Below are 20,212 nucleotides of genomic sequence, written 5' to 3' on the forward strand. Positions count from 1 at the left end.
GTCACGCGGCGGGGGAGGGGCGGGTCCTGGCGAGGGGACGGGGCGGGTCCTGGGGCGGGGCGGGTCCTGGCGAGGGGGCGGCGGGTCCTGGGGCGGGGCGGGTCCTGGTGAGGGGGCGGCGGGTCCGGGGAGGGTGTGGCGGGTGGGGGCGGGTCAGGTGGACCAGTAGGGGTCGTCGTAGGCGGGGAGGATGTCGGGGTTGCCGCCGGGCAGGGTCGGTTCGGGGGTGGGGGTGCCGAAGGGGTCGGCGCCGTGGGGGAGCGGGATGGGTCCCACCGCCGCGCTGATGTCGATGTTGCCGGCGTAGGGGTGGATGGTGATGCCGAGGCTTGCGCCGTCGGGGGTGGTGGCGGCCACGCTGTCGGGTCCGGTGGTGAGGCGGTAGCCCTTGGTCTGCCAGGTGCCGCGTACCGCGTCCAGCAGGGCGCCGTACTTGGCGGGGGCGACCCGGGTGGTGACGTGCCGCTCGCGGGTGGCGGTGGCGTAGCCCAGGGAGTGCTCGTCCAGGCCCTTGGCGTACTGCTCGCGCCAGTCGGGCCAGGCGTCCCGGTAGCGCAGTGCGGGCTGGATGCCGGAGGTCGCCTCCTGGAGCAGGTCGTCGAGCCGGTGCAGGGCCTGTGCGGGCTGCATGAGCGGGCCGGGTGTCGCGCTGGTGTCCCCGCCCTCGTCGCCGGTGGCGGCGCAGCCGCCGGCGGTCAGGGCGAGGGCGAGGGCGGCGCAGGCCGCGGCCAGGGGCGCCGGCCGGGAAGCGGGCCGGGAAGCGGGCCGGGAAGCGGGCCGGGGGATGGGCCGGGGGGTCTGGTGGGGGGTCTGGTTCATCGCTGGCCCTGGGTTTTCACGTTGTCGTACCGGCCGGCCACGATCTGGCCGATGTTGTTGACCGATTCCAGGGTCTTGGAGTCCTTCTCGCCGGGGTCGGTCATGTAGTCGGAGTGGGACTGGAAGGAGTTCTCCGCTCCGTCGGCGACTTTGAACCGGTTGGCGCCGAACTCCTCGCCGGCGGGGTCCTGGCCGAACCAGAGCTGGTTGTCGGGGCCGAACCAGTCGTACACCTTGTCGGCGATGTAGCCGCCGCCGAGCATGCCGAGCGGGCCGGCGGAGGCGCCGCCCAGGACGCCGCCGAGGTCGTTGGAGACGCGGCCCTTGGAGGGCAGGTGGCTGACCGGGTCGTTCTCGGCGTCGCCGACCCACACGTGGTGGGGGTCGATGTGCAGCTGGGAGGCGTTGGCGGCGCCGGTGCCGGGGGAGCCGACCAGGATGATGTCGTCGGCGCCGGTGCCGCCGGGGCGCTGTGCGCCCAGGCCCACGGTGGTGGAGCCGTAGCTGTGGGCGAGGGCGACCAGGTGCGCGGGGGTGCCCTCGTGGGTGGCGCGCAGTCCGGCCATGAACGTGTCGTAGGCGGCGCCGCCCTTGGCGGCGCGGTCGGTGTCCATCACGTCCAGGGGCCGGGTGTCGCCGTCGGCGAGTTTCTCCAGTCCGGGCGGCGGGTCGTAGCCGAGCCAGACCATGGAGGCGGTCGCGCTGGTGGGGTCGGCGTTGTGCGCGGCGGTCCACACGTTCAGGGCCCGGTCGGCGTCCTTGCCGCCGACGGCGGACAGCGTGGTGCCCAGGCCCGGCACGTAGGCGCTGACGTTCTTCGCGGTGTCGGGGTCGCCGAAGGACAGGATGCCGCGGCCCTGGCCCTGTTCGCCGACGCCCAGCAGGAACGCGGGCGGCTGCTTGCCGTTCTGCACGTTCAGCTTGTCCCGGATCGCGCGGAAGCCGTCCAGTTTCTGCTTGTCGTCGTCCGACGGGTTCGGCTTGTGCTCGTAGGTGTCGATCAGGTGTGCCAGGTTGAGGCGGTTGGCCTGGTCGCGGGCGGTGGCGGGGATGCCGTCGCGCATGCCCAGCAGGTCGGGGTGGGTCTGGAGCAGGCGCTGCTGCTCGTCCGGGGTCAGGCCCTTCCACCAGGAGTTGACCTCGGTGGGGGCGGCGCCGGCGGGCGGCCAGCCGGCGGCCGTCAGGCCGGTGCCGAGCTCGTCGACGGCCTTGCGGTCGGCGCCGGCCTGCGTCAGGTCCAGTCCGGTGCCGGTGCGGGCCCGCGCGGTCAGGTCGTCCAGCAGCTTGGCGATCTTCTGGTCGGCGCCGTCGGCCTCGGTGACGGCGTGGGAGATGCGCTCCGCCAGGGCCCTGGCCCGCTGCGGCGTGTCGTAGCCGGGGTCGTGGCGTTCGGCCTGCGAGGGCGCCGGCCAGCTGACCGTGCCGTCCTCGGCGACCGTCAGCCCCGCGCCCTGCGCCTCCTGGAGGGCCTCCTTCAGCTTGGACTGCGCCAGCTGGAAGCTCTCCGAGGCCTCGCGCAGCAGTCCCGAGACGGCGGACATCTCGGTGTGCGCGGCGTCCAGGCGCCCGCTGGTGCGCTGCAGGGAGGCGTTGGCGGCGCCGGCCGCGGTGCCGACCCACTGGCTGTTGAAGACGTGCTTGGTGACCTCGGTGTCCATCGCCTGGACGTGCTTGCCGAACGCGCCGGCCAGGGTGTCGTAGGCGCCGGCGGCGCCGGCCAGGGAGGACAGGTCCGCGTCGCGCAGCTGGGCGAGGGTGACCATCAGTTCACCGCCGGCGCGTAGGGTCCGGCGCCGGGCGGCTTGAGGGCGCCGGCGTTGCCCGTGTCGGTGCCGCGGTAGTTGCCGGCGGTCTGGCCCAGTTTCAGGCTCACGCCGTCCACCTCCGAGGCCAGCTTGTTCAGGCACTCCTCCCACGCCGCCGTGCAGGCGTGCAGCGACGCCCCGGTGCGCCAGCCCGACAGCGCCGCGACCGCCGTGTCGGAGGGCTCGTGGATGTGCTTGAGCTCGCCCGGCATCGCCTCACCGGTGTCCTTGGCGACCTTCGCCGCCGCGTCCAGGTCCGCCGGGTTCACCCCGAACAGGGGCCCGCCCGCCGGCGGCCCGTAGGGCCCGTACGGGCCAGGCCCGTCGGAGCCCGCGTACGCGTTCATGGATCCCGTCCCCCCGCTGGTCGACCTACTGCCGTGCCCGCCTCGGGGCCGGGCTCGCGGCCGGGGTCCCGTGCGGGCATGCGAAACCGCACGCTTGTACGGTTCGCGTCGAAGCATGGCGAAAATAGCAGATCAGCCCACCGGCGCCGACCCGGCCGCGACCCGGTGGCGGTCCGGCGTCTGCCCGGTGACGGCCCGGGGGAGGCTTTCGGTGCCCGTGTCCCGGGGGTGGCGCCCCGTCACCCGGGCGCGCACGGCGGATCCGGGGCAGGGACGGGCGGACGGTGGGGCGGCCGGGCGGCCGGGCGGCCGGTCGGTGGCGCGGGTCTACGGCTGCGGTGGCCGGGCGCGATGAAGACGAGTTCGCGGCCCGGCCGGTCGGGGGCGTCGCGGACCTCGCGCAGGGTGAAGCCGTGGGCGGCCAAGTCCGCTTCCACCTCGGCGCGTTGGCGAAAGCGCAGGGTGGAGGTGGAGGTGAGCCGCGGCCCGTCGGCGGTGAACCCGTAGGTCCAGCGGAAGGTCACCAGTGGGCCGTCGACGGCGACCAGGTCGATCCAGGTCTCGACCGGGCCGGTGCCGGGGACGTCGGTGACGGTGCGGGTGGCGTCGCGGTGCCAGTCTTCCCAGGCCCGCCGGGCCGGGTCGCGGGTCTCGAACACCAGGTGCCCGCCCGGGCGCAGCGCCGCGAAGGCCCGGGCGAGGGTGGCGTGCCACAGGCGCGGGTCGGTGATCTCCTGGGCGGTGTTCGCGGTCATGGTCACCAGGTCGGCCCGCAGCGGGGGCAGGGTCCTGGCGTCGCCGTGGATCCAGCGCACGCGCCCGGCGCCGGGTTTGGCCCGGGCCACCTCCAGGCACGCCCGGGCCGGGTCCACGGCGACGACCTCGGCCCCGCGTGCGGCCGGCAGCAGCGCGAACACCCCGGTCCCGCACCCGAGGTCCAGCACCGTGCGCGCGCCGAGGCCCGCGGCGAGGGCGAGGTAGGCGTCCAGGTCGTCGCGGCCGGCCTGCAGCGCGTCGTAGAGCGCGGCGAGCCGGGGGTGGGTGAAGTTCTCGTCGGCCATGCGGGCGACGGTAGCGGCGAAGGGCGCCGCGAGGCCGCTGTCATCCGCCGTCCCGCCCGGACCCGCCGCCCGGTGGTGTCGGCCGGCCGGGCTGGACCGGCTGGGCCGAACCGGACCGGGCGCAGGGCCGGTTGGGCCCGGGTGCCTCAGGAGGCGGGGCCCGCCGGCCCGGCCGGGGAGTGCCAGGGGTGGTCGGGGTCCTCGGTGATCCGCACCTGCTGCGGGGCGTCGCGGGGGAAGGTCCAGATCCGTCCCAGGGTGCTGGTGGCGGTCACCGTGGTGTCGTCCAGGGCGACGTCGGCGAACGGGTTGGAGGAGCAGGAGATCGCGAGCCACTCCAGGGTGTTCTCCTCGTCGTCGCGGGTCAGCGCGACCCAGCCGATGCTGCCGTGCTCGGACGCCTCGCCCGCGAGGGCGCGGTGGCCGGCGTGGGTGCTGGTGGCGAACACCGTGTCGACGTCCGTCCAGTCGGTGGCGGTCCACACGCCGGCCCGCAGCAGCTCCCCCCAACTCCACTGCTGGGCCCGCGGGTCGTGGAGCCGGTCGGCGGGGGAGAACCGCATGAGGCGCATCACCGACAGCGACCCGTCGCCGAACACGATGAAGTCCCCGTGGGGCGCCTGGCGGGCGCGCCAGCGCTCATGGACCAGGCCGGCCCGGGGCCGTGCGTCGTCGAAAGCCATGCCCGCCATGATCGCACCCGGCGGCGCCCCGGCCGCGGCCGGGCCCGAACTCCCCCGTGCCGCACGGCCGGTGCGGCACGGCTCCGCGGCGGGCGACCCGGGCCACCCCCTCCACATACTCGGATCCGAGTAGTACGATCCGAGTATCACCGGCCCGGGACCCCAACCCCGGGCCCCCGCGTGCGACCACGGAGAGCCATGACCGCCAAACGACCCGCCAACCCCCTGGCCCTCGCCCTGCTCGGCCTGCTCCTCGAACAGCCCCTGCACCCCCACGCCATGGCCACCACCCTGCGCGAACGCCACCTCGACCAGGCCTTCAAACTGACCACCGGTTCGCTCTACGACACGGTGCGCGCCCTGGCCCGCGACGGCTGGATCGAGGCCACCGACACCGAACAGGTCGGCGCGCGCCCCACCCGCACCGTCTACCGCCACACCCCCCAGGGCCGCCAGTACTTCACCCAGTGGCTGGACGAACTCATCCGCGAACCCTCCCGCGAATACCCGAAATTCCTGTCCGCCGTCAGCTACCTCGGCGCCCTGGGACCACACCGCGCCGCCCAGGCACTGCGTGAACGGGCCGCCGCCCTGCAGACCCGCATCACCGAGAGCGAACACGCCCACCACCGCGCCACCCACGAACACCACGCCCCCCGACTGTTCGTCATCGAGGCCGAGTACGGCAACGCCATGCTGCACGCCGAACGCCAATGGGTGCTGCGCACCGCAGAGGAGATCGAACAGGGCACCCTGGCCTGGCCGGAGGCCGCCCCCGATGCCTGACACCCCCGCACCCGCACCCATCCCCGCACCCGCCCCCGCACCCGCCGCCGCCACGTCCATGTCCGCGCCGGCCCGTACCGGACAGCGCTTACCCGCACCCATCCCCGCACCCGCACCCGCACCCGCCGCCGCCACGTCCATGTCCGCGCCGGCCCGTACCGGACAGCGCTTACCCGCCGCCGCGCCCGCAGCCGCCGCGCCCGCAGCCGCCGCGCCCGGGGCCGGCGACGCGGACGTCCTGGTCGTCGGCGCCGGCCCCGCCGGCCTGATGCTGGCCTGCGAACTGGCCCTGGCCCGCGTGCGCACCGTGCTCCTGGAACGCGACCCCGCCCCGCCCGGCTTCTGCCGCGGCTTCAACCTCAACGCCCGCAGCCTGGAACTGCTGGAACGCCGCGCCCTGGCCGAACGCCTCCTCGCCGAAGGCCCCACCGCGGCGACCACCGCGTTCACCGCACAGGCCCGCCTCGACCTCGCCGCCATGCGCACCCGCCACCCCTACGTCCTGGGCATCGCCCAGACCAGGGTGGAGGAGATCCTCACCGAACACGCCCACCACCTGGGCGTACGCATCCTGCGCGGCCACCGCCTGGACGCCCTCGACCTCGACGACGACGGCGTCCACGCCCACACCGACACCCCCGACGGACCCGCGCTGCTGCGTGCCGGCTGGCTGGCCGGCTGCGACGGCGGCCGCAGCACCGTACGCAAACTCGCCGCCATCGCCTTCCCCGGCACCCCCGCCCGCCGCTTCACCCTGCTCGCGGACGTGGTCCTGACCCACCCCCGGCAGATCCCCTTCGGCGTGAGCACCGGCCCGGGCGGCACCGTGTTCGCCATCCCCAGGCCCGGCCACGTCCGCCTGATCACCGCAGACCCCCACCCGCCCCAGGACCGGCACGAACCCCTCACCCTGCCCCGCTTCCAGCAGGCACTGGACCACGCCCTGGGACACCGCGTCCCGATCGCCCGCGCCCACTGGCTGACCCGCTTCGGCGACGCCGCCCGCCTGGCCGAACGGCTGCGCCAGGGCCGGGTCCTGCTGGCGGGAGACGCCGCCCACATCCACCCGCCCGCCGGCGCCATCGGCGTCAACGCCGCCATCGACGACGCGATGAACCTCGGCTGGAAACTCGCCCTCGTCGCCCGCGGACAAGCCCCCGAAACCCTCCTGGACACCTACCACAGCGAACGCCACGCGGCCGGCGCCAGACTGCTGCGCAACACCCGCGCCCAGGCACTGCTCGCCGGCGACGACGAGGAACTCGCGCCCGTGCGCGACCTGCTCGCCGAACTCGCACAGGCCAAGGACACGGCCGGCCCCCTGGCCGAGGAGATCACCGGCATCGCCACCCGCTACCCGGCCCCCCACGGCAGCGGCCACCCCTGGGAGGGCGCGATGGTCCCGGACATCCCCCTGCAACACGACACCCTCCACGACGACACCCTCCAACACGGCGCCCTGATACCACTGCTGGCCCGCACCGGCACCGGCGCCCTGCTCCTGGAGGACACCACCGCGGCCGAGGCGCTGCGCACGGCGGCCGCCCCCTGGGCGGACCGGGTGAGCGCGGCGACGGTGCGGCCCGGCGCCCTGCCCGGCACGCCCGCGGTCCTGGTGCGCCCGGACGGCCACGCCGCCTGGACCGCACCGCCCACCGCACCGCCCCAGGCCGCCGCCGAACAACTGCGCGCGGCCCTGCACCTGTGGTTCGGGCACCCGGCGGCGGCGGTGCCGGGGCCGGGGGCGCCCGACCTCCCGTAACGCGGCGCCGGGTGCCGCGCGGGGGCCGGGCGCTCCGGCCATCCGGCCGTGTGCCGCCGGGTGAACCGGCGGTGGTGCGCGAGGCGTTGGCGGCGCCCGCGGCTCAGGGGTCCGCTGTGCCGCGAGGCCCGTCCCGCCCGCCCGCCGTCCCGCCCGCCGTCCCGCCCGCCGTCCCGCCCGCCGGGCGGGGCAGCTCCCGCGGCCGCCCGGGGCGGCGGGTCGCCCGGGCCCGGGTAGGGCCCGCGCGCGGTGCGGCCCCCGCTGCGGCCGCTACAGGTTGACGCCGCCGGTGACGTCGATCTTGGTGCCGGTGATCCAGCGGGCGTCGTCGGAGGCGAGGAAGGCGACCGCGTCGGCGATGTCCGGGATCTCGCCGATCCGGCCGAGGGCGGTCAGGGCGAGGTTGCGTTCCAGGTTCGCCGGGTCGGCCAGCACGTCGGCGGTCATGTCGGTGCGGGTGAACCCGACGACGACGGAGTTGACGGTGATGTTGCGGGGTCCGAGGTACTTGGCCAGGGTGTGGCCGAACACCTCCAGGGCGCCCTTGGTGAGCGGGTAGCCGATGCCGTGGGCGGAGGCGATACGGGTGGAGACGGAGGAGATGTTGATGATCCGGCCGCCGTCGTGCAGCCGTGGCAGCAGCCGCTGGGTGAGGAAGAACGGCGCCTTGACGTTGACCGCGACCATCTCGTCGAACTCCTCGGGAGTGAGGACCTCGATCGGGCGCCCCATGAGATTGAGCCCGGCGTTGTGGACCAGGATGTCGAGCGCCGCTTCCCCGTGCGCGCGCAGCCCGGCCTCCAGCCCGCCCACGAGGGTGTCCACGTCGCCGGGAACGCCCAGTTCGGCGCCCACGGTGAACGCCCGGCCACCGGCCCCGGCGATCGCCGCGACGCACTCCTTCGCCGCCGCCTCGTTGCTGCCGTAGTGCACGGCGACCAGGGCGCCGTCCCGGGCCAGGCGTTCGGCGATGCCCCGCCCGATGCCCCGGCTGGCGCCGGTGACCAGCGCGACCTTCCCGCTGAGGTTTCCCATGTCCACCCTTTCGACCGCCTTCCGCCGAGATCCCGCCGCCCGACCCCCAAAGGTCAGCCTCAGCCGGGTTTGACGTCCACTCAGGTACTGCGGGGTATGGTGCCCGGCCCCGGCCCCGGCCACGCCACGGCCCCGGCCCCGGCCACGCCACGGCCCCGGCCCCGGCCCCGGCCACGCCACGGCCGCGCACGCCCGGGCCCGGGCCGGTCCCGCCGCCGCCGGCCCCGCCGGGCTCAGGCGGCCAGGCCCGGGAGGACCTCGGCGCCGGGCAGCCGGGCCACCGCCCATCCGGGCAGGATCAGCTTGCCCCGCCGCCGCCCGCTGCCGATGAGCACGTGATCGGCGGCGGCCACCGCCTCGTCGACCAGCAGCGGCCAGCCGCCCGGCAGGCCGACGGCGGTGATGCCGCCGTACTCCATGCCGGTGGCGGCGACGGCGACGTCCACCGGCGCGAAGGAGGCCTTGCGCGCGCCCAGGTGCCTGCGCACGGCGGTGTTGACGTCCAGACGGGTGTCGGCACGCACCAGGCAGGCGGCCAGGGTGACGTCGCCGCCGCGTTTGGCGGCGACCACCACGCAGTTCGCGGAGAGCTCCAGCGGCACGTCGTAGGCCTGGCAGAACACCGCGGTGTCCGCCTTGTCGGGGTCGGTGTCCACGTACAGCACGGATCCGGCCCACCGCTGCGCGTCCGCGTTCTTCAACGCGTCGGCGACGGGGGCGGCGAGGTCGCCGCAGACCTCGATCGCCGCGCGGACGAGGGGGAAGTCCCCGAACGGGGCGCGCACGTTCTCGTTCATGAAGCGGACTGTACCGCGCACCCCGGCAGACCCGGCACGGTCCCGCCGCGGCCCCCGGGGCGGCGAAAACCGGTGCCGGCCCGAGTCGGTGGCACCGGGCGCGGGAAAGGGGCCCGCCATGGAAGATCCTGCGCAGAACACCGACGAGGCGGCCGCCGGACACGACGGCCCGCCGCCGCACCTGCTCCCCGGCCCGCCGGCACACGCGGTACGCCTGGCCGGCGGCGCCGCGAACACCGTCTGGCTGGTCACCCTGGCCGGCGGCGGACGCGTGGTGGTGAAGTCCACCCCGGCACTGGCCCCCGACGCGTACGCGAAGGAGGCCCAGGGCCTGCAAGCCCTGCGCACCCACGGCGCCCTGGCGACCCCGCGGGTGCTGGCCCTTCACCCGGACGGCCTGGTCCTGGAAGCCCTCGAACAACCGCCCGCGCACGACACCGCCTTCTGGGAACGCGCCGCACACGCGCTGGCCGGCCTGCACGCCACCACCGGACAGCGCTTCGGCTGGGCCGAGGACGGCTGGCTCGGCCGCCTGGCACAGCGCAACCCCTGGACCGAGGACGGACACGAGTTCTTCGCCCGCCACCGCCTGCTGCGCTACCTCGACGAACCCCTGGCACGCCAGGCGCTCGGACCCCGGGGCCGCGCCGACCTGGAACGGATCTGCGACCGGCTGCCCCAACTCCTCCCCGCCGCACCACCCGTCCTCACCCACGGCGACCTGTGGCACGGCAACATCCTCGCCCGCCCGGACGCGACACCGGCGTTCATCGACCCGGCGGTGTGCTGGACGTGGGCGGAGACGGACCTGAGCATGATGTTCTGCACCGGCGGCGTCCCCGCCCGCTTCTTCGACGCCTACCGCGAACACCACCCCCTCACCGACGGCTGGCAGGACCGCATGCGGCTGCTCCACCTGCGCGAACAGCTCAGCTGCGCCGCCCACTTCGGCGCGCGCGACGGCCACACCGGCGACCTGCTCGACGTGCTGCGCACCTACCGCTGACGCGGGCCGCTCGGACGGTGGCCTCAGCGGCCGTCCGGCCTGTGGTGGTCCTGCGGTGTGTCGGGGACCAGTTCCTGGTCGTAGCGGGCCAGGAGGGTCTGCATCATCCGGCGGTTCGGGCGGCCGTCGGCGGCGAGGGCGGCGGCCTCGACGAAGAACTCCTCGAAGCCGGCCGGGGTCAGCGTCACCAGGATCGTGGCGGGGGTGTCGCCGATCGCGGTGAAGGAGTGCGGGTGGGTGCGCGGGACGTGCAGGAAGGCGCCGGGGCCCGCCTCGGTGGTGTGCTCGTCGCACCGCAGCCGGAACGCGCCGCTGACGACGTAGAACGTCTCGTCGTGGCCGCGGTGCAGGTGCAGGGGCGCGCCCTGGCCGGGTTCGAAGGTGGACTCCAGGACGGCGATCGATCCGCCGCTCTGGGCGCCCGCGAGTTTGACGACGTACGGGCTGCCCGGCACGTGGCGGCGCCCGCCGTGTCCGGGGGCCAGGGCGACGGGTTCGCGGTGGGTGTCAGCCACGGCCGGGCTCCGCGCCGGGCTCCCCGCCGGGCTCCGCGCCGGGCTCCTCGGTGAACTGTTCGCGGTGGCGTTCGGCCCAGGCCCGGAAGGGCGTCGCCGCGCGGCCGGTGAGCTGCTGGACCGCGGGCGTGACGGTCGCGGCGAACGGTTCCAGGGAGGCGGCGCGCAGCGCCATGACCGCGTCCGCGGTCTCCGGGCGCAGGCCGTGGTCCAGGAGTGCCCGGCGGGCGGCGTGGGGCGGGATCTCGGTGAAGGCCAGCGGGGTGCCCAGGACGTCGGCCAGGATCGTGGTCATCTCGCCGGGGGTGAGGGCCTGGGGGCCGGTCAGCAGGTGGGCCCGGCCGTCGTGTCCGGGCTCGGTCAGGGCGCGGGCCGCGACGGCGGCGATGTCGGCGGGGTCGATGACGGAGACCCGGCCGGCGGCGAACGGGGCCCGCACGGTGCGGGCCGCGCGGATCGTCCCGGCCCAGGCGAGGGTGTTGGACATGAAGCCCATCGGGCGCAGGAACGTCCATGCCAGGCCGCTGTCCTGGACGGCCTGTTCGCCCGCGCGGTGCCAGCGGGCGACGGGGTCGTCCGCGTCCGGGTCGGCGGCCCGGCCGGAGGACAGCTTGACGACGGCCTCGGCGCCGGCGCGGGCGGCCGCGGCGGCGAGGCCGGCGTCGTGGCGCGGGATGTCGGGGCCGTCGGAGAGCAGGAACACCTTGCGCACGCCCCGCAGGGCGGCGGCCAGGCTGTCCGGCTCGCCGAGGTCGGCGCCGACGACGTCCACGCCGCCCGGCAGGCGGGCCCGGTCGGGGCGGCGGGTGGCGGCGCGCACGGGGGCGCCCAGGGCGGCCAGGTGGCCGACGAGGGCGCGGCCGACGGTGCCGGTCGCGCCGGTCACGAGTATCACGGGGTCCTCCGGGTGTTCCTCGGCGGGGTGTTTTTTGTCGGGGTGTTCTTCGGCGGGGTGTTCTTCGTCAGGGTGTCGAGCAGGTCGTCGTGCCAGGCCAGGTCGGCCTTCAGGCGGGCGAGGCAGTGCTCGAAGATCCACGGTTCGAGGCCGGTCAGGTCCGGCCTGGCGGCCTCGAACTGCTCCTCGAACAGGGCCACCTGGTCGGCCACGGCCCGCCGGCGCGCGGCCACGGCCCCGGCCAGGTCCTCGTCCGTGAGGTCCGCGGTGTACTGCAGGGCCAGGTCGACCGGGTCGGGCAGCAGGCGCACCCTGCCCAGCGCCGCGTCGCGCAGGGCGGCGAGCTCCCGGCGGCCCCGGCCGGTGATCGCGTAGACGGTCCGCTCGGGCGGGTTGCCGACCTTCTCGCTGCGCACCACCTCGACCAGGCCGTCGTCGGCCATCCGGTGCAGGACGCTGTAGAGCGATCCGGGCTTGACGTCGGTCCACAGCTCGGTGCGGTCGAGCTGGGCCGCCTGGCGGATCTGGTAGCCGTGCATCGGCCCGCCCCGGGCCAGCGCGCTGAGTGCGAAGAGTCGCGAAGTGCTCACGGCACTAGTCGAACACGACTACAGCCCATAGTCAAACGCGACTACGGGTGCGGGGCCGTGATGGTTCTGCGGGCCCGGACGCGGGGGGCGGGGGGCGGTGCGGGAAGTCGGCCGGTCCGACTTCCCGCGCCGCGCGTCCGCTGCCGGGGGCGGGTGCGACCCGGGGCGAAGCGTTCCCGCGGCCCCGCTGCTCCCCGCAAGGGGCCGCCGTTGCAACAGAGTTGGCCGTCCCTGGCGTCTCCGACACCTGCGCGGGGGAGGTCGTGGCCGCCGTGGTCTCGGCCGACGGGCCGCGTTCCCCGACAGGTGCGTGGTGTCAGCCGACCCGACTCGGATCGGGCTGCTGGTCGCCCAGTGCCGCGGTGGCCGGACGGGAGCGGGCAGTCGCCGGGCCGGCACTGGGTTTCCGGGCTGGCGGATATGACTGCTGCCGGTGGCCGGAGGCCCCATCTCGGCCTCCTTTCCGGGCAGGTGGATCCGCGGGACCATCCCGTCGACGTGCCGGTGGCCCTCGCGCTCCTCGTCCGCGGTCTCCGGGCGGCGCTTGTCGATGTAGTCGCGCACCGTGTTGTCGGACGCGTCGCGGAAGTCGGACCGGCTCGCCAGCCGCCGGAAGACCCGTTCGATGGTGTGCTTCTGCTTACGCGGCGCGGTCAGGTCCAACCCGCGGCGATCCCGACGCCGGCCTCCCGACATGACCGCGACCACGGAGCGGTCTCCGACAGGACCGTGATCGCCGGACTCACCCCGACGTGCCGGGCGGAGGGCGTACCGCATTCACTCGGGCGCGGGCATGTCGACCGGACGCGCGGCCTGGTCCGGGCCCGATCTCGGTTCGCGCCCGTCGGGCGGTCGCGGCCCCGGACCGGCGTCCCGGTCCGCTCAGCGGGCGGTCAGCGGGCGGTCAGCGAGTAGGCCGGCAGCGGCGTGTTGCCGTGGTCCTTCGCCAGGGACCGGAGCACATCCGCCTGGCTCAGCACCAGGTCCAGGACCGTCCGCGGCAGCTCGGCCATCCGGTCGACGTTGTCGAGCAGTGCCGTGCAGGCGTCCACCTCCCAGTCGCCGTCCTGTAGGGCGGTTGTGTCCACGGACTGCCCCGGGGCGGGATCCCAGCCTGTCGCTGCGAGGACCCGGAGCAGGCTTGCGTGGGAGAACGGAGTGCGCACGTTGCCTTCGCCCCGCGACCCGCTCGCCATGACCTGCCCCTGGATCAGGACGGCCAACAGGTGGGGCAGTTGGTCGGCCGAGCGGGGTGCGAGGTCCCACTCGGCGAAGCAAAGGTTCCGTGCCCAGCGGCGGACCCGGGCGAGGGTCTCCCGCAGCTGGTCCAGGGAGGCGAAGTACCAGGAGCAGTGTGCCAGGACGGCGTAGTCGAATCCGCTGTCGGGGAAGGTGACCGCCTCGTCGAGGACGTCCAGGCCGAAGCGGAAGTCGATGCGAGAGCCCAGAGGCGTCGCCTTGAGGCGCTCCGCCGACTGCCCCAGGGTGACCGGGGCGCCGTACGACGGATCCGCGATGTCGACCGCGACCACCCGGCCCTGCGGGCCGACGGCCTCGGCGAGGACGGCCGTCATGTCACCCTGTCCGCAGCCGACCTCCAGGACCGACGCTCCGGCCGGGATGCCCCAGCTGGAGACGAGTGCGGCCCGGTAGCGGGTCTGGGTCAGCTGGATGTCGGGGCTCACGTCGGCGGCGGCCATGGCGGCCGCGATCGAGGGTGCCGTCGCGATCAGGTCGGTCTTGTTCACAGAATCCTTCGTCGTGCTGTTCGGGAGCGGTACGTGCCGAGACCGCTGTTGCGCAGGTTCCGGATCGGCGCCGCTCGTTGATCCCCAAGAACTACCAGACATGGCCGACCATCCAGCCGTGATGACGACCAGATCATCCGGGACGGGACAACTGGAGCCGGGTCAACTTGCTCCTCGGCGGAGCCACTTCGCGCTGCCGCGGTGGTACCAGCGGAACCTGCTGCAGACACTGCGGCTGTACGGACCTGTTCACGGCCTTCCGCCGGACGGCGGCGCGGCCTGTTCCGACGGCTTTCCGGTCCTTCTCGTGCTCGCCGTTCTGTTCGGCCTGGTGATCCTGCCGGTCGAGGCGGTGTGGTGGGTGCGGGGGACGCCCCGCTGCCAGCTGAGCGTCGAGGCCGGCGGGCCGCAGCCGCGCAGTCTCCTGCCCGGTGTCAAGCCCCGGGCGCAGGCGGAGGACTGTCGCCGGAGCCTGACCGCCGCCATCGGCGAGCACGGCGGGGCAGCGGCGCCCCGCACCCCGCACCCGCAGGAGGCCGGAGCGCTGCCGGCTGCGGCCGGCCGCCGCCCCCGAGTCCCCAAGGCCCGCAGGGCGGCGAAGGCGACGAGGGCGGACCGAAGCGCGGGAAGTCGGCCGGTCCGACTTCCCGCGCGGAACCACTGGTTTGTCGGGGCCCCCGTCCTACCGGGTCCTGTTCGGCTCCCGCTCCGAGGCCCGGTGGATCCGCTGCTGCCGGACGGGTCCTTCGCTCTCACGGTTCGTCGCGGCCCCGGCTGCGCGGCCGGGGCCGCGACCGGGGTGGCTGGCGGGTCAGGCGGTGGGGAAGTCGCCGGCCTTGACCCCGGTGACGAAGGCGGACCAGGCGTCGGCCGGGAAGACCAGTGCGGGGCCGTCGGGGTCCTTGGAGTCGCGGACGGCCATGCCGCCGACGACGACGCGCCCCGCCTCCACGCACTCGCTCGCCTGTGCGCTGTAGCTGCTCTTGCGCCACTTTGTCTGGTCGTTCGCGTGCACGGCTGTCTCCCTTGGCCGCAGGGTGTTGTGAACGAGACGCTACGCCAAGGGGGTTGGCATTCGGTACAGCATCGCGATCAGTGGCGGCGCGTCCGGGTGGGGGCGGACCTCGTTGAGTCCTCGTAGCTCCACGCCGTGTCCAGCGCGTGCACTTTGCCGTCCCCGGCGGCGGGGTTGACCATGAGCGTGGCCCGCTCCTCGGGTCGGGCGGAGAGGAGCGCATCGTGGATGCGGCGGGCGGCGCCGGTGCCGCGCCATCGGGTGCGTACGCCCAGCTCCTTGAGGGCGAACACCAGTGCGGCGGTGAGGTGGTGGGGCATCGGGCGGGCCATGCGGGTCCACCAGCGGTCGGCCGCCTCGACGGTGTTGCCGTAGGCGTAGCCGACGGGCACGCTGTCGGCGTAGCCGATGACGGCCTCGAAGCCGGGCTCACCGCCGTGGCGTTGCAGGCGTTCGCCGAAGGCGGGCAGGGCGTAGTTGGGCAGGTGCAGCAGCGGGGCGCGCACCTCGGCGTACAGGGCGGCCAGTTCATGGCGGACCGCGTCGGTGAGTTCGCGGTGGTGGCGCAGTTCGATGCCGGTCGTGCTGTCGTCCTAGGGGAGTCCGTGAAAGGCCCGGGTCCCTGCCGCAGTGGCAGGGACCCGGGCCTGCCAAACCGTCAGATCTGGCCGAACTCGCCGCCGCGTACGGCCGTCACGAAGGACTGCCAGGCATCAGCGGAGAAGGCCAGCCGGGGGCCGTCGGGGTCCTTGGAGTCCCGGACGCGGCCCGGGTGTGCGTCGTCGACCTCGACGCAGACACCGCCGTCATTGTTGCTGTGGCTACTCTTTCGCCATTCTTCCTGCGTCTCTGCTCGCACGGCCGTACTCCTTCGGAATGCGTCTGATCATCGCCCGGGAGTCCCGGGGCGACAGGGCCTGGGCCCTCAGTAGATCGTAGGACTCACGCCGCTCGGCGACCTTGGGCATTTCGTCGACGACCTCACCGTTCTTTGCACCTTCCGCCCAAGCGATCACACCGCCCGCCGGGAGGGTGTACAGCATGAGGGAACCGCCCATCTCAGGGTGTTCGCCGGCGGCGAAGGGCAGGACCTGGATCGTGATGAAGGAGCGCTTTTCGTCTGCCAGGGCGGTGAGTTGCTCGCACATCACATGGAGTCCACCGACTGGTCGCCGGAGCGTCGCCTCGTCCAGGATGAACCAACATCGCGGCGGCGTCGTGGAATCCAGCCGCTTCTGACGTTCGAGTCGTGCGGCGAGCAATGCGTCGATCTCTTGCTCGGTAGCGTGCTGTTGGCCTGCACGTAGCGAGTGTCGGGCGAAAGAAGGAATTTGCAACAGGCCGGGGATGGTCGCAGAGGCGAACTCCTCGATGACGGCGGCCTGACCCTCCAGATGGATCGCCTGCCGGTACTTGCCAGGGAACTTCTCGTTCTTGGCCAACTGGTAGATGCGGTCGAACCGGCCGTCGGTGCCGAACGCCGCGTCCAGCATGCCGGGCAGGTCCGGCGGTGGCATTGATTCGGCGCGTTCGACCCGCCCGGGATGCCCCTTCGAGATATTGACGATCTTGGCGAGTTGGTCGAGCGACATACCCGCTCGCTCACGATGGGCACGCATCTCCCAGCCGAACTGGTCTCGCGCCGACCGCCCAGGATCCAGCTCGTTTGGTTGGAACCCCATGCTCAGCCTCCATGTGCCCAATCGCAGCGTGACACAGGGTCACCCTTCCCAGGTTAGCCGCTCAGAGCGACGCTTAATGCACGCACAGTGAGAATGGTGCGCAGCGATCAAGGCCACAGAGAGCCCATCATGACGAACGATCAACCAGCGGCCCGGCGGCACGGGCCGACGTGGCGAAACTCCCGCATCCGGGACAACTCCGAGGCGAGTGAGGCCATGCCCGAAGTATTGAAGGAACAGCCGGAAACAGTGGGGGAGTACTCCTGCTGGCTGTCGCGCCACCAGAAGTCCGTGCCCACCGCACGCGGGCTGCTGCGCGGCTTCCTCTCCGACCACCAGGGGGGCGAATTGTTCTGCGACCACTCCGGGCTGGTGCTCGGCGAACTCGTCACCAACGCCGTCCAGCACGCCCGCACCCCGTCCGACCGGCTGCTGTTCGTGCGCTTCGCCCTCTCGGCCGACGACCTGCGGATCGAGGTCCACGACGTCGACTCCCGCCGGCCCGTGCTGCGCCGCGTGGGCGGGGACGAGGAATGCGGGCGGGGGCTGTGGCTGGTGTCCGAACTCGCCCTCCGGTGGGGCTGCCGCTCCCACGCGGGCGGGGTCGGCAAAGCGGTGTGGGCGGTCCTCGGACCCCGGAGCGGGAACGCGTCGTGACCGCCATCCCTCCCCGCGGCTACCCGCACCCGGTCACCGCCGAGATCGGCGGCGTCACCCGGGCCGCCACCTTCGCCAGGCTCGCCGACGCCCTGGCCGCCGTGCGCACCGCCCTGGCCCGCCTGCCCCTCGACGACGACCACGCCGCCTACCTCACCGACCTGTTCGCCCCCGAATCCACCGCCCGCGTCGCCCGCCGGCCGGCCGACTTCGGCGCGCTGCGCACGATCGCCTTCGTCGGCATCCACGCCCACCCCATCCACCTGCGCCCCGCCGAAAGCCCCGAAAGCCCTGAGGGCCCCGACGGCACCGCAGGCGCCGCAGGCGCCGACGAGTTTCCGGAGCCGGTGTGAGGCGCCTTTGCGCCAGGGTCGCGAGGTGGTGGTGCCTGCGCGGCCGGTTCTCCCTGCCCGTGCGGGCGTTGAGCCCCGGGCGTCGCGCCGCCCGCGCCGAGGTGCGGCGCCGGGCGGCCGCCCCCGGCAGCACCGAGGCCCTGCGGCGGGCCGTCGCCGACCGCGCCCGCCGACCGCGCCCGCCGACCGCGCCCGCTGACCGCGCCCGCCGGGCGCCCTCGCGCTGGACGAGTGGTTCCGAAGCCGGTCAGCGGTCGATCGGTGACCGGGTGACGGCGGCCGGTCCTGTCGTCGTGCCAGAACTAGGGTGACCCCATGGAATATCGAACGCTCGGCAACAGCGGACTCCTCGTCTCCGTGGTCGGACTCGGCTGCAACAACTTCGGCGGACGTCTCGACGCGGCGCAGACACGCGCGGTGGTCGACGCGGCACTCGACGCCGGGGTGACGCTCTTCGACACCGCCGACATGTACGGGGCCGGAGGCGGCTCCGAGACGCTGCTGGGCCAGGCGTTGAAAGGGCGGCGCGACGAGGTCGTGCTGGCCACCAAGTTCGGCTATCAGCGGGCGGACCTGGGGTACGGGCCCGCGGCCGGGGCGAAGGGCGGCCGGGCCTACATCCGGCGCGCGGTCGAGGAGTCGCTGCGACGCCTGCAGACCGACCACATCGACCTCTACCAGTTGCACACCCCCGACCCGCGCACGCCGATCGCCGAGACGCTCGCCGCGCTCAGCGAGCTGGTACGCGAAGGCAAGGTGCGCTACATCGGGCACTCCAACTTCGCCGGCTGGCAGATCGCCGAGGCCGCGCACGTCGCCCGGGAGATCGGGGCCGTCCCGTTCGTCTCGGCCCAGAACGAATGGTCGCTGCTCGAACGCGGCGTGGAGCGGGAGGTGGTGCCCGCGGCGCTGCACTACGGCCTCGGTGTGCTGCCGTTCTACCCGCTCGCCAACGGCCTGCTGACCGGGAAGGTGCGCCGTGCCACGGGCGTGCCCGCGGGCTCGCGCCTGGCGTCGCGGCCCGAGCGGGTGACCGAGGCCGGCCTCGACGCGGTCGAACGCCTCGCCGCCTGGGGCGAGGCGCGCGGCCGGAGCGTCCTGGAGATCGGCGTGGGCGCGCTCGCCGCACGGCCCGGCTGCGGCTCGGTCATCGCCGGGGCGAGCAGTGCCGAGCAGGTGCGCGCCAACGCCGCCGCCGGGCAATGGGTGCCGACCTCCGAGGAACTGGCCGAGATCGACGCGGTCCTCGACGCGGTCCTCGACGCGGAACACGCCGTGGCCTGATCGGAGCGGGAGAACACGGGCGTCGCGCAGGGCACGCCGAGGTGCGGCGCTGGGCGGACGCCCCCGGCAGTGCCGAGGCCCTGCTGCGGGCCGTCGCCGACCGCGCCGCCCGCCAGGCGCCCTCGCGCTAGCGTCCGTACCGCGCTACTGCGGGGCCGAGGACGGGGTCGATCCCGGCCAGGCTGTCGCGCAGCCGAAGGGCCCCCAGGGCGACGCGGTCGTCGGCGGCCCGCGACATCTCCTCGCACAGCCGCATCGCGTCGTCCCGGTCGTCGGCGAAGACGCCGAACACATCGACGACCGCGGTGTGGATCCAGTCGCCGTGGTTGTCGTCGGCCGCTGCCAGCGCGGACGCGACGATCGTCAGCCCGGCCAGGTCGTTTCGCCGCAGCAGGGCTTGCGCGCTCACCCGGGTGACGAAGGTGTCGCCCGGGTCCAGCACGAGCGCCAGCAGCGGCCCGAGGGCCTCCCGCAGCTCGGCGAACCCTGCCAGGGCGCGACCGGCGTCCGCCCGGTCGCGGTAGTCGCGGCTGCGCCCGAGTTCGGCGAGCGCCGCGACGGCTGCCCGCCGCATGTCCCCGTCCACCTGCCTGCCCGCCCCTTCCGCGAGGTCCGGTGAAAGTACCGCGGGGGTGCCCGGCGGGGGTGATCGTCACCGAATGTGATGAATCGTCAATCATGCGTCGACCGAAGAGAGTTACGGCAGCCGACCGGCCCGGGGGGTCTCAGTGCCGCGCGTGGCGGATCTTCAGCCGTCCGAATCCGGTGGTCCCGGAGATTCGGATCGTCGGGCCGCCGGGGGTGGGGCGCCGCGGGGGCTTGTAGCGGGCCTCCTTCCAGCCGGAGTGCATGCCCTCGATGTCGACGACCGCGTCGTGGGGCACCGTGATCCTGGCGCCGCCGGTGCCGAGTTGCAGTTCGATGTCGACGACCGGGTGCTCGATGACCGCCCGGGACAGGTCCAGGCGCACCCTGCCGAGCGCGGAGAAGACCTTGAGGGTCCGGGGCACCTTCCAGGCGCCGCTGCGCCGGATGCGTCCTGTGGCGGCGCCGATCGTCGTCTCGGTGCCCGCGCCCGGCTCGGGGAGCGAGGCCAGGGACCGCCCGAGTGCGTCCTGCGTCCTGGCGGTGAGCGCCTGGTGGAGGCGTTCGTCCATCTCCTCGTGGGAGATGCGTCCTTGGCTGTACGCCTCCTGCAGGCGTTGCACGGCCGTGTCGCGGTCGTCGTCGCCGGCCAGGGGCGAGAGGTCTTCCGGCAGCGAGGTCACCGCCCCACTCTAGGGCGCGTATTCGGTCGTGATCAATCTGTGTGATTCACCTTCGCGGCGGGTCCTGATCCGGTAGACCGTGGTGTGTGACGCGAGCGCAACTG

Annotated in this window: 23 protein-coding genes; 6 read left to right on the top strand and 17 right to left on the bottom strand. The window is 74.2% G+C overall.

Annotated features, from left to right (window positions below; genetic code table 11):
- Positions 1-153: 153 nt before the first annotated feature.
- The 5 genes from ACIO9K_RS35990 to ACIO9K_RS36010 form a co-directional block, all read right to left on the bottom strand.
- Entirely contained in the window at positions 154-819 is a 666-nt protein-coding gene (locus ACIO9K_RS35990) for a hypothetical protein (protein ID WP_400336043.1), read from the bottom strand.
- A complete protein-coding gene (locus ACIO9K_RS35995; protein ID WP_400336045.1) occupies positions 816-2,582 on the bottom strand; it encodes an alpha/beta hydrolase in 1,767 nt (588 codons plus the stop codon). Before ACIO9K_RS35995 ends, ACIO9K_RS35990 begins: the two co-directional genes overlap by 4 nt.
- Positions 2,582-2,971: a type VII secretion target gene (locus tag ACIO9K_RS36000; protein ID WP_363625383.1), complete on the bottom strand. Its 390-nt coding sequence runs from the start codon at positions 2,969-2,971 to the stop codon at positions 2,582-2,584. Before ACIO9K_RS36000 ends, ACIO9K_RS35995 begins: the two co-directional genes overlap by 1 nt.
- Before the next feature lie 239 nt (positions 2,972-3,210).
- On the bottom strand, positions 3,211-4,032 hold the full coding sequence (locus ACIO9K_RS36005; protein WP_400336047.1) for a class I SAM-dependent methyltransferase: 822 nt from the start codon (positions 4,030-4,032) through the stop codon (positions 3,211-3,213).
- Between the two features lie 146 nt (positions 4,033-4,178).
- Positions 4,179-4,715, bottom strand: coding sequence for a hypothetical protein (locus ACIO9K_RS36010; RefSeq protein ID WP_400336049.1), 537 nt, complete (start codon positions 4,713-4,715; stop codon positions 4,179-4,181).
- 198 nt (positions 4,716-4,913) lie between these two features.
- On the opposite strand from ACIO9K_RS36010, the gene ACIO9K_RS36015 reads away from it, so the two are divergent.
- Complete coding sequence (locus ACIO9K_RS36015) at positions 4,914-5,501, top strand: PadR family transcriptional regulator (protein ID WP_363625379.1); 588 nt, start codon at positions 4,914-4,916, stop codon at positions 5,499-5,501.
- Complete coding sequence (locus ACIO9K_RS36020; RefSeq protein WP_400336051.1) at positions 5,494-7,263, top strand: FAD-dependent monooxygenase; 1,770 nt, start codon at positions 5,494-5,496, stop codon at positions 7,261-7,263. Before ACIO9K_RS36015 ends, ACIO9K_RS36020 begins: the two co-directional genes overlap by 8 nt.
- A 270-nt stretch (positions 7,264-7,533) precedes the next feature.
- Here the strand turns inward: ACIO9K_RS36020 and ACIO9K_RS36025 are convergent, their stop codons facing one another.
- Together ACIO9K_RS36025 and ACIO9K_RS36030 are read right to left on the bottom strand one after the other, a co-directional pair.
- A complete protein-coding gene (locus tag ACIO9K_RS36025) occupies positions 7,534-8,298 on the bottom strand; it encodes an SDR family oxidoreductase (protein WP_363589053.1) in 765 nt (254 codons plus the stop codon).
- Positions 8,299-8,531: 233 nt separating this feature from the next.
- Positions 8,532-9,095, bottom strand: a complete 564-nt coding sequence (locus ACIO9K_RS36030) for a YbaK/EbsC family protein (RefSeq protein WP_363625375.1) — start codon at positions 9,093-9,095, stop codon at positions 8,532-8,534.
- A gap of 118 nt (positions 9,096-9,213) precedes the next feature.
- Here ACIO9K_RS36030 and ACIO9K_RS36035 point away from each other — a divergent pair, with 118 nt between their 5' ends.
- Entirely contained in the window at positions 9,214-10,101 is an 888-nt protein-coding gene (locus ACIO9K_RS36035) for a fructosamine kinase family protein (RefSeq protein ID WP_400336054.1), read from the top strand.
- A gap of 23 nt (positions 10,102-10,124) precedes the next feature.
- Here ACIO9K_RS36035 and ACIO9K_RS36040 read toward each other — a convergent pair whose 3' ends face one another.
- The 8 genes from ACIO9K_RS36040 to ACIO9K_RS36075 form a co-directional block, all read right to left on the bottom strand.
- Entirely contained in the window at positions 10,125-10,616 is a 492-nt protein-coding gene (locus tag ACIO9K_RS36040) for a cupin domain-containing protein (protein WP_400336056.1), read from the bottom strand.
- A complete protein-coding gene (locus ACIO9K_RS36045) occupies positions 10,609-11,511 on the bottom strand; it encodes an NAD(P)H-binding protein (RefSeq protein WP_400336058.1) in 903 nt (300 codons plus the stop codon). Before ACIO9K_RS36045 ends, ACIO9K_RS36040 begins: the two co-directional genes overlap by 8 nt.
- Positions 11,508-12,101, bottom strand: coding sequence for a PadR family transcriptional regulator (locus ACIO9K_RS36050; RefSeq protein ID WP_363625366.1), 594 nt, complete (start codon positions 12,099-12,101; stop codon positions 11,508-11,510). The genes ACIO9K_RS36045 and ACIO9K_RS36050 overlap by 4 nt, the downstream gene beginning before the upstream one ends.
- Positions 12,102-12,994: 893 nt before the next feature.
- Positions 12,995-13,849, bottom strand: a complete 855-nt coding sequence (locus tag ACIO9K_RS36055) for a class I SAM-dependent methyltransferase (RefSeq protein WP_400336060.1) — start codon at positions 13,847-13,849, stop codon at positions 12,995-12,997.
- 811 nt (positions 13,850-14,660) lie between these two features.
- Positions 14,661-14,864: a DUF397 domain-containing protein gene (locus ACIO9K_RS36060; RefSeq protein ID WP_363589764.1), complete on the bottom strand. Its 204-nt coding sequence runs from the start codon at positions 14,862-14,864 to the stop codon at positions 14,661-14,663.
- Positions 14,865-14,941: 77 nt separating this feature from the next.
- A complete protein-coding gene (locus tag ACIO9K_RS36065) occupies positions 14,942-15,439 on the bottom strand; it encodes a GNAT family N-acetyltransferase (protein ID WP_400336077.1) in 498 nt (165 codons plus the stop codon).
- An 83-nt stretch (positions 15,440-15,522) separates the two neighbouring features.
- The gene (locus ACIO9K_RS36070) at positions 15,523-15,723 is read right to left on the bottom strand and encodes a DUF397 domain-containing protein (RefSeq protein WP_363588088.1); all 201 of its coding nucleotides are present in this window, start codon (positions 15,721-15,723) and stop codon (positions 15,523-15,525) included.
- Positions 15,686-16,456 carry a DUF5753 domain-containing protein gene (locus ACIO9K_RS36075; RefSeq protein WP_400336062.1) on the bottom strand — a complete coding sequence of 257 codons (771 nt, stop codon included), beginning with the start codon at positions 16,454-16,456 and terminating at the stop codon, positions 15,686-15,688. The genes ACIO9K_RS36070 and ACIO9K_RS36075 overlap by 38 nt, the downstream gene beginning before the upstream one ends.
- A 306-nt stretch (positions 16,457-16,762) precedes the next feature.
- On the opposite strand from ACIO9K_RS36075, the gene ACIO9K_RS36080 reads away from it, so the two are divergent.
- From ACIO9K_RS36080 to ACIO9K_RS36090, 3 genes are all read left to right on the top strand, one after another.
- The gene (locus ACIO9K_RS36080; protein WP_400336064.1) at positions 16,763-17,203 is read left to right on the top strand and encodes an ATP-binding protein; all 441 of its coding nucleotides are present in this window, start codon (positions 16,763-16,765) and stop codon (positions 17,201-17,203) included.
- A complete protein-coding gene (locus ACIO9K_RS36085) occupies positions 17,200-17,556 on the top strand; it encodes a hypothetical protein (protein ID WP_400336066.1) in 357 nt (118 codons plus the stop codon). The genes ACIO9K_RS36080 and ACIO9K_RS36085 overlap by 4 nt, the downstream gene beginning before the upstream one ends.
- 315 nt (positions 17,557-17,871) lie before the next feature.
- Entirely contained in the window at positions 17,872-18,840 is a 969-nt protein-coding gene (locus ACIO9K_RS36090) for an aldo/keto reductase (protein ID WP_400336068.1), read from the top strand.
- A 127-nt stretch (positions 18,841-18,967) separates the two neighbouring features.
- Here ACIO9K_RS36090 and ACIO9K_RS36095 read toward each other — a convergent pair whose 3' ends face one another.
- Both ACIO9K_RS36095 and ACIO9K_RS36100 read right to left on the bottom strand, forming a co-directional pair.
- A complete protein-coding gene (locus tag ACIO9K_RS36095) occupies positions 18,968-19,414 on the bottom strand; it encodes a hypothetical protein (RefSeq protein WP_400336070.1) in 447 nt (148 codons plus the stop codon).
- 151 nt (positions 19,415-19,565) lie between these two features.
- On the bottom strand, positions 19,566-20,108 hold the full coding sequence (locus tag ACIO9K_RS36100) for a DUF1707 domain-containing protein (protein ID WP_363588098.1): 543 nt from the start codon (positions 20,106-20,108) through the stop codon (positions 19,566-19,568).
- Positions 20,109-20,212 lie beyond the last annotated feature (104 nt).

Source organism: Kitasatospora sp. NPDC087271 (assembly GCF_044744605.1).
In the GTDB taxonomy this organism is placed as follows: domain Bacteria; phylum Actinomycetota; class Actinomycetes; order Streptomycetales; family Streptomycetaceae; genus Kitasatospora.

Excerpts from the sequence above, each read along its gene's own strand:
- ACIO9K_RS36015 (WP_363625379.1), top strand. The coding sequence starts at position 4,914 with ATGACCGCCAAACGACCCGCCAACCCCCTGGCCCTCGCCCTGCTCGGC.
- ACIO9K_RS36030 (WP_363625375.1), bottom strand. The coding sequence starts at position 9,095 with ATGAACGAGAACGTGCGCGCCCCGTTCGGGGACTTCCCCCTCGTCCGC.
- ACIO9K_RS36095 (WP_400336070.1), bottom strand. The coding sequence starts at position 19,414 with ATGCGGCGGGCAGCCGTCGCGGCGCTCGCCGAACTCGGGCGCAGCCGC.
- ACIO9K_RS36005 (WP_400336047.1), bottom strand. The coding sequence starts at position 4,032 with ATGGCCGACGAGAACTTCACCCACCCCCGGCTCGCCGCGCTCTACGAC.
- ACIO9K_RS36035 (WP_400336054.1), top strand. The coding sequence starts at position 9,214 with ATGGAAGATCCTGCGCAGAACACCGACGAGGCGGCCGCCGGACACGAC.
- ACIO9K_RS35995 (WP_400336045.1), bottom strand. The coding sequence starts at position 2,582 with ATGGTCACCCTCGCCCAGCTGCGCGACGCGGACCTGTCCTCCCTGGCC.
- ACIO9K_RS36025 (WP_363589053.1), bottom strand. The coding sequence starts at position 8,298 with ATGGGAAACCTCAGCGGGAAGGTCGCGCTGGTCACCGGCGCCAGCCGG.
- ACIO9K_RS36000 (WP_363625383.1), bottom strand. The coding sequence starts at position 2,971 with ATGAACGCGTACGCGGGCTCCGACGGGCCTGGCCCGTACGGGCCCTAC.
- ACIO9K_RS35990 (WP_400336043.1), bottom strand. The coding sequence starts at position 819 with ATGAACCAGACCCCCCACCAGACCCCCCGGCCCATCCCCCGGCCCGCT.
- ACIO9K_RS36080 (WP_400336064.1), top strand. The coding sequence starts at position 16,763 with ATGCCCGAAGTATTGAAGGAACAGCCGGAAACAGTGGGGGAGTACTCC.
- ACIO9K_RS36090 (WP_400336068.1), top strand. The coding sequence starts at position 17,872 with ATGGAATATCGAACGCTCGGCAACAGCGGACTCCTCGTCTCCGTGGTC.
- ACIO9K_RS36010 (WP_400336049.1), bottom strand. The coding sequence starts at position 4,715 with ATGGCTTTCGACGACGCACGGCCCCGGGCCGGCCTGGTCCATGAGCGC.
- ACIO9K_RS36020 (WP_400336051.1), top strand. The coding sequence starts at position 5,494 with ATGCCTGACACCCCCGCACCCGCACCCATCCCCGCACCCGCCCCCGCA.
- ACIO9K_RS36075 (WP_400336062.1), bottom strand. The coding sequence starts at position 16,456 with ATGTCGCTCGACCAACTCGCCAAGATCGTCAATATCTCGAAGGGGCAT.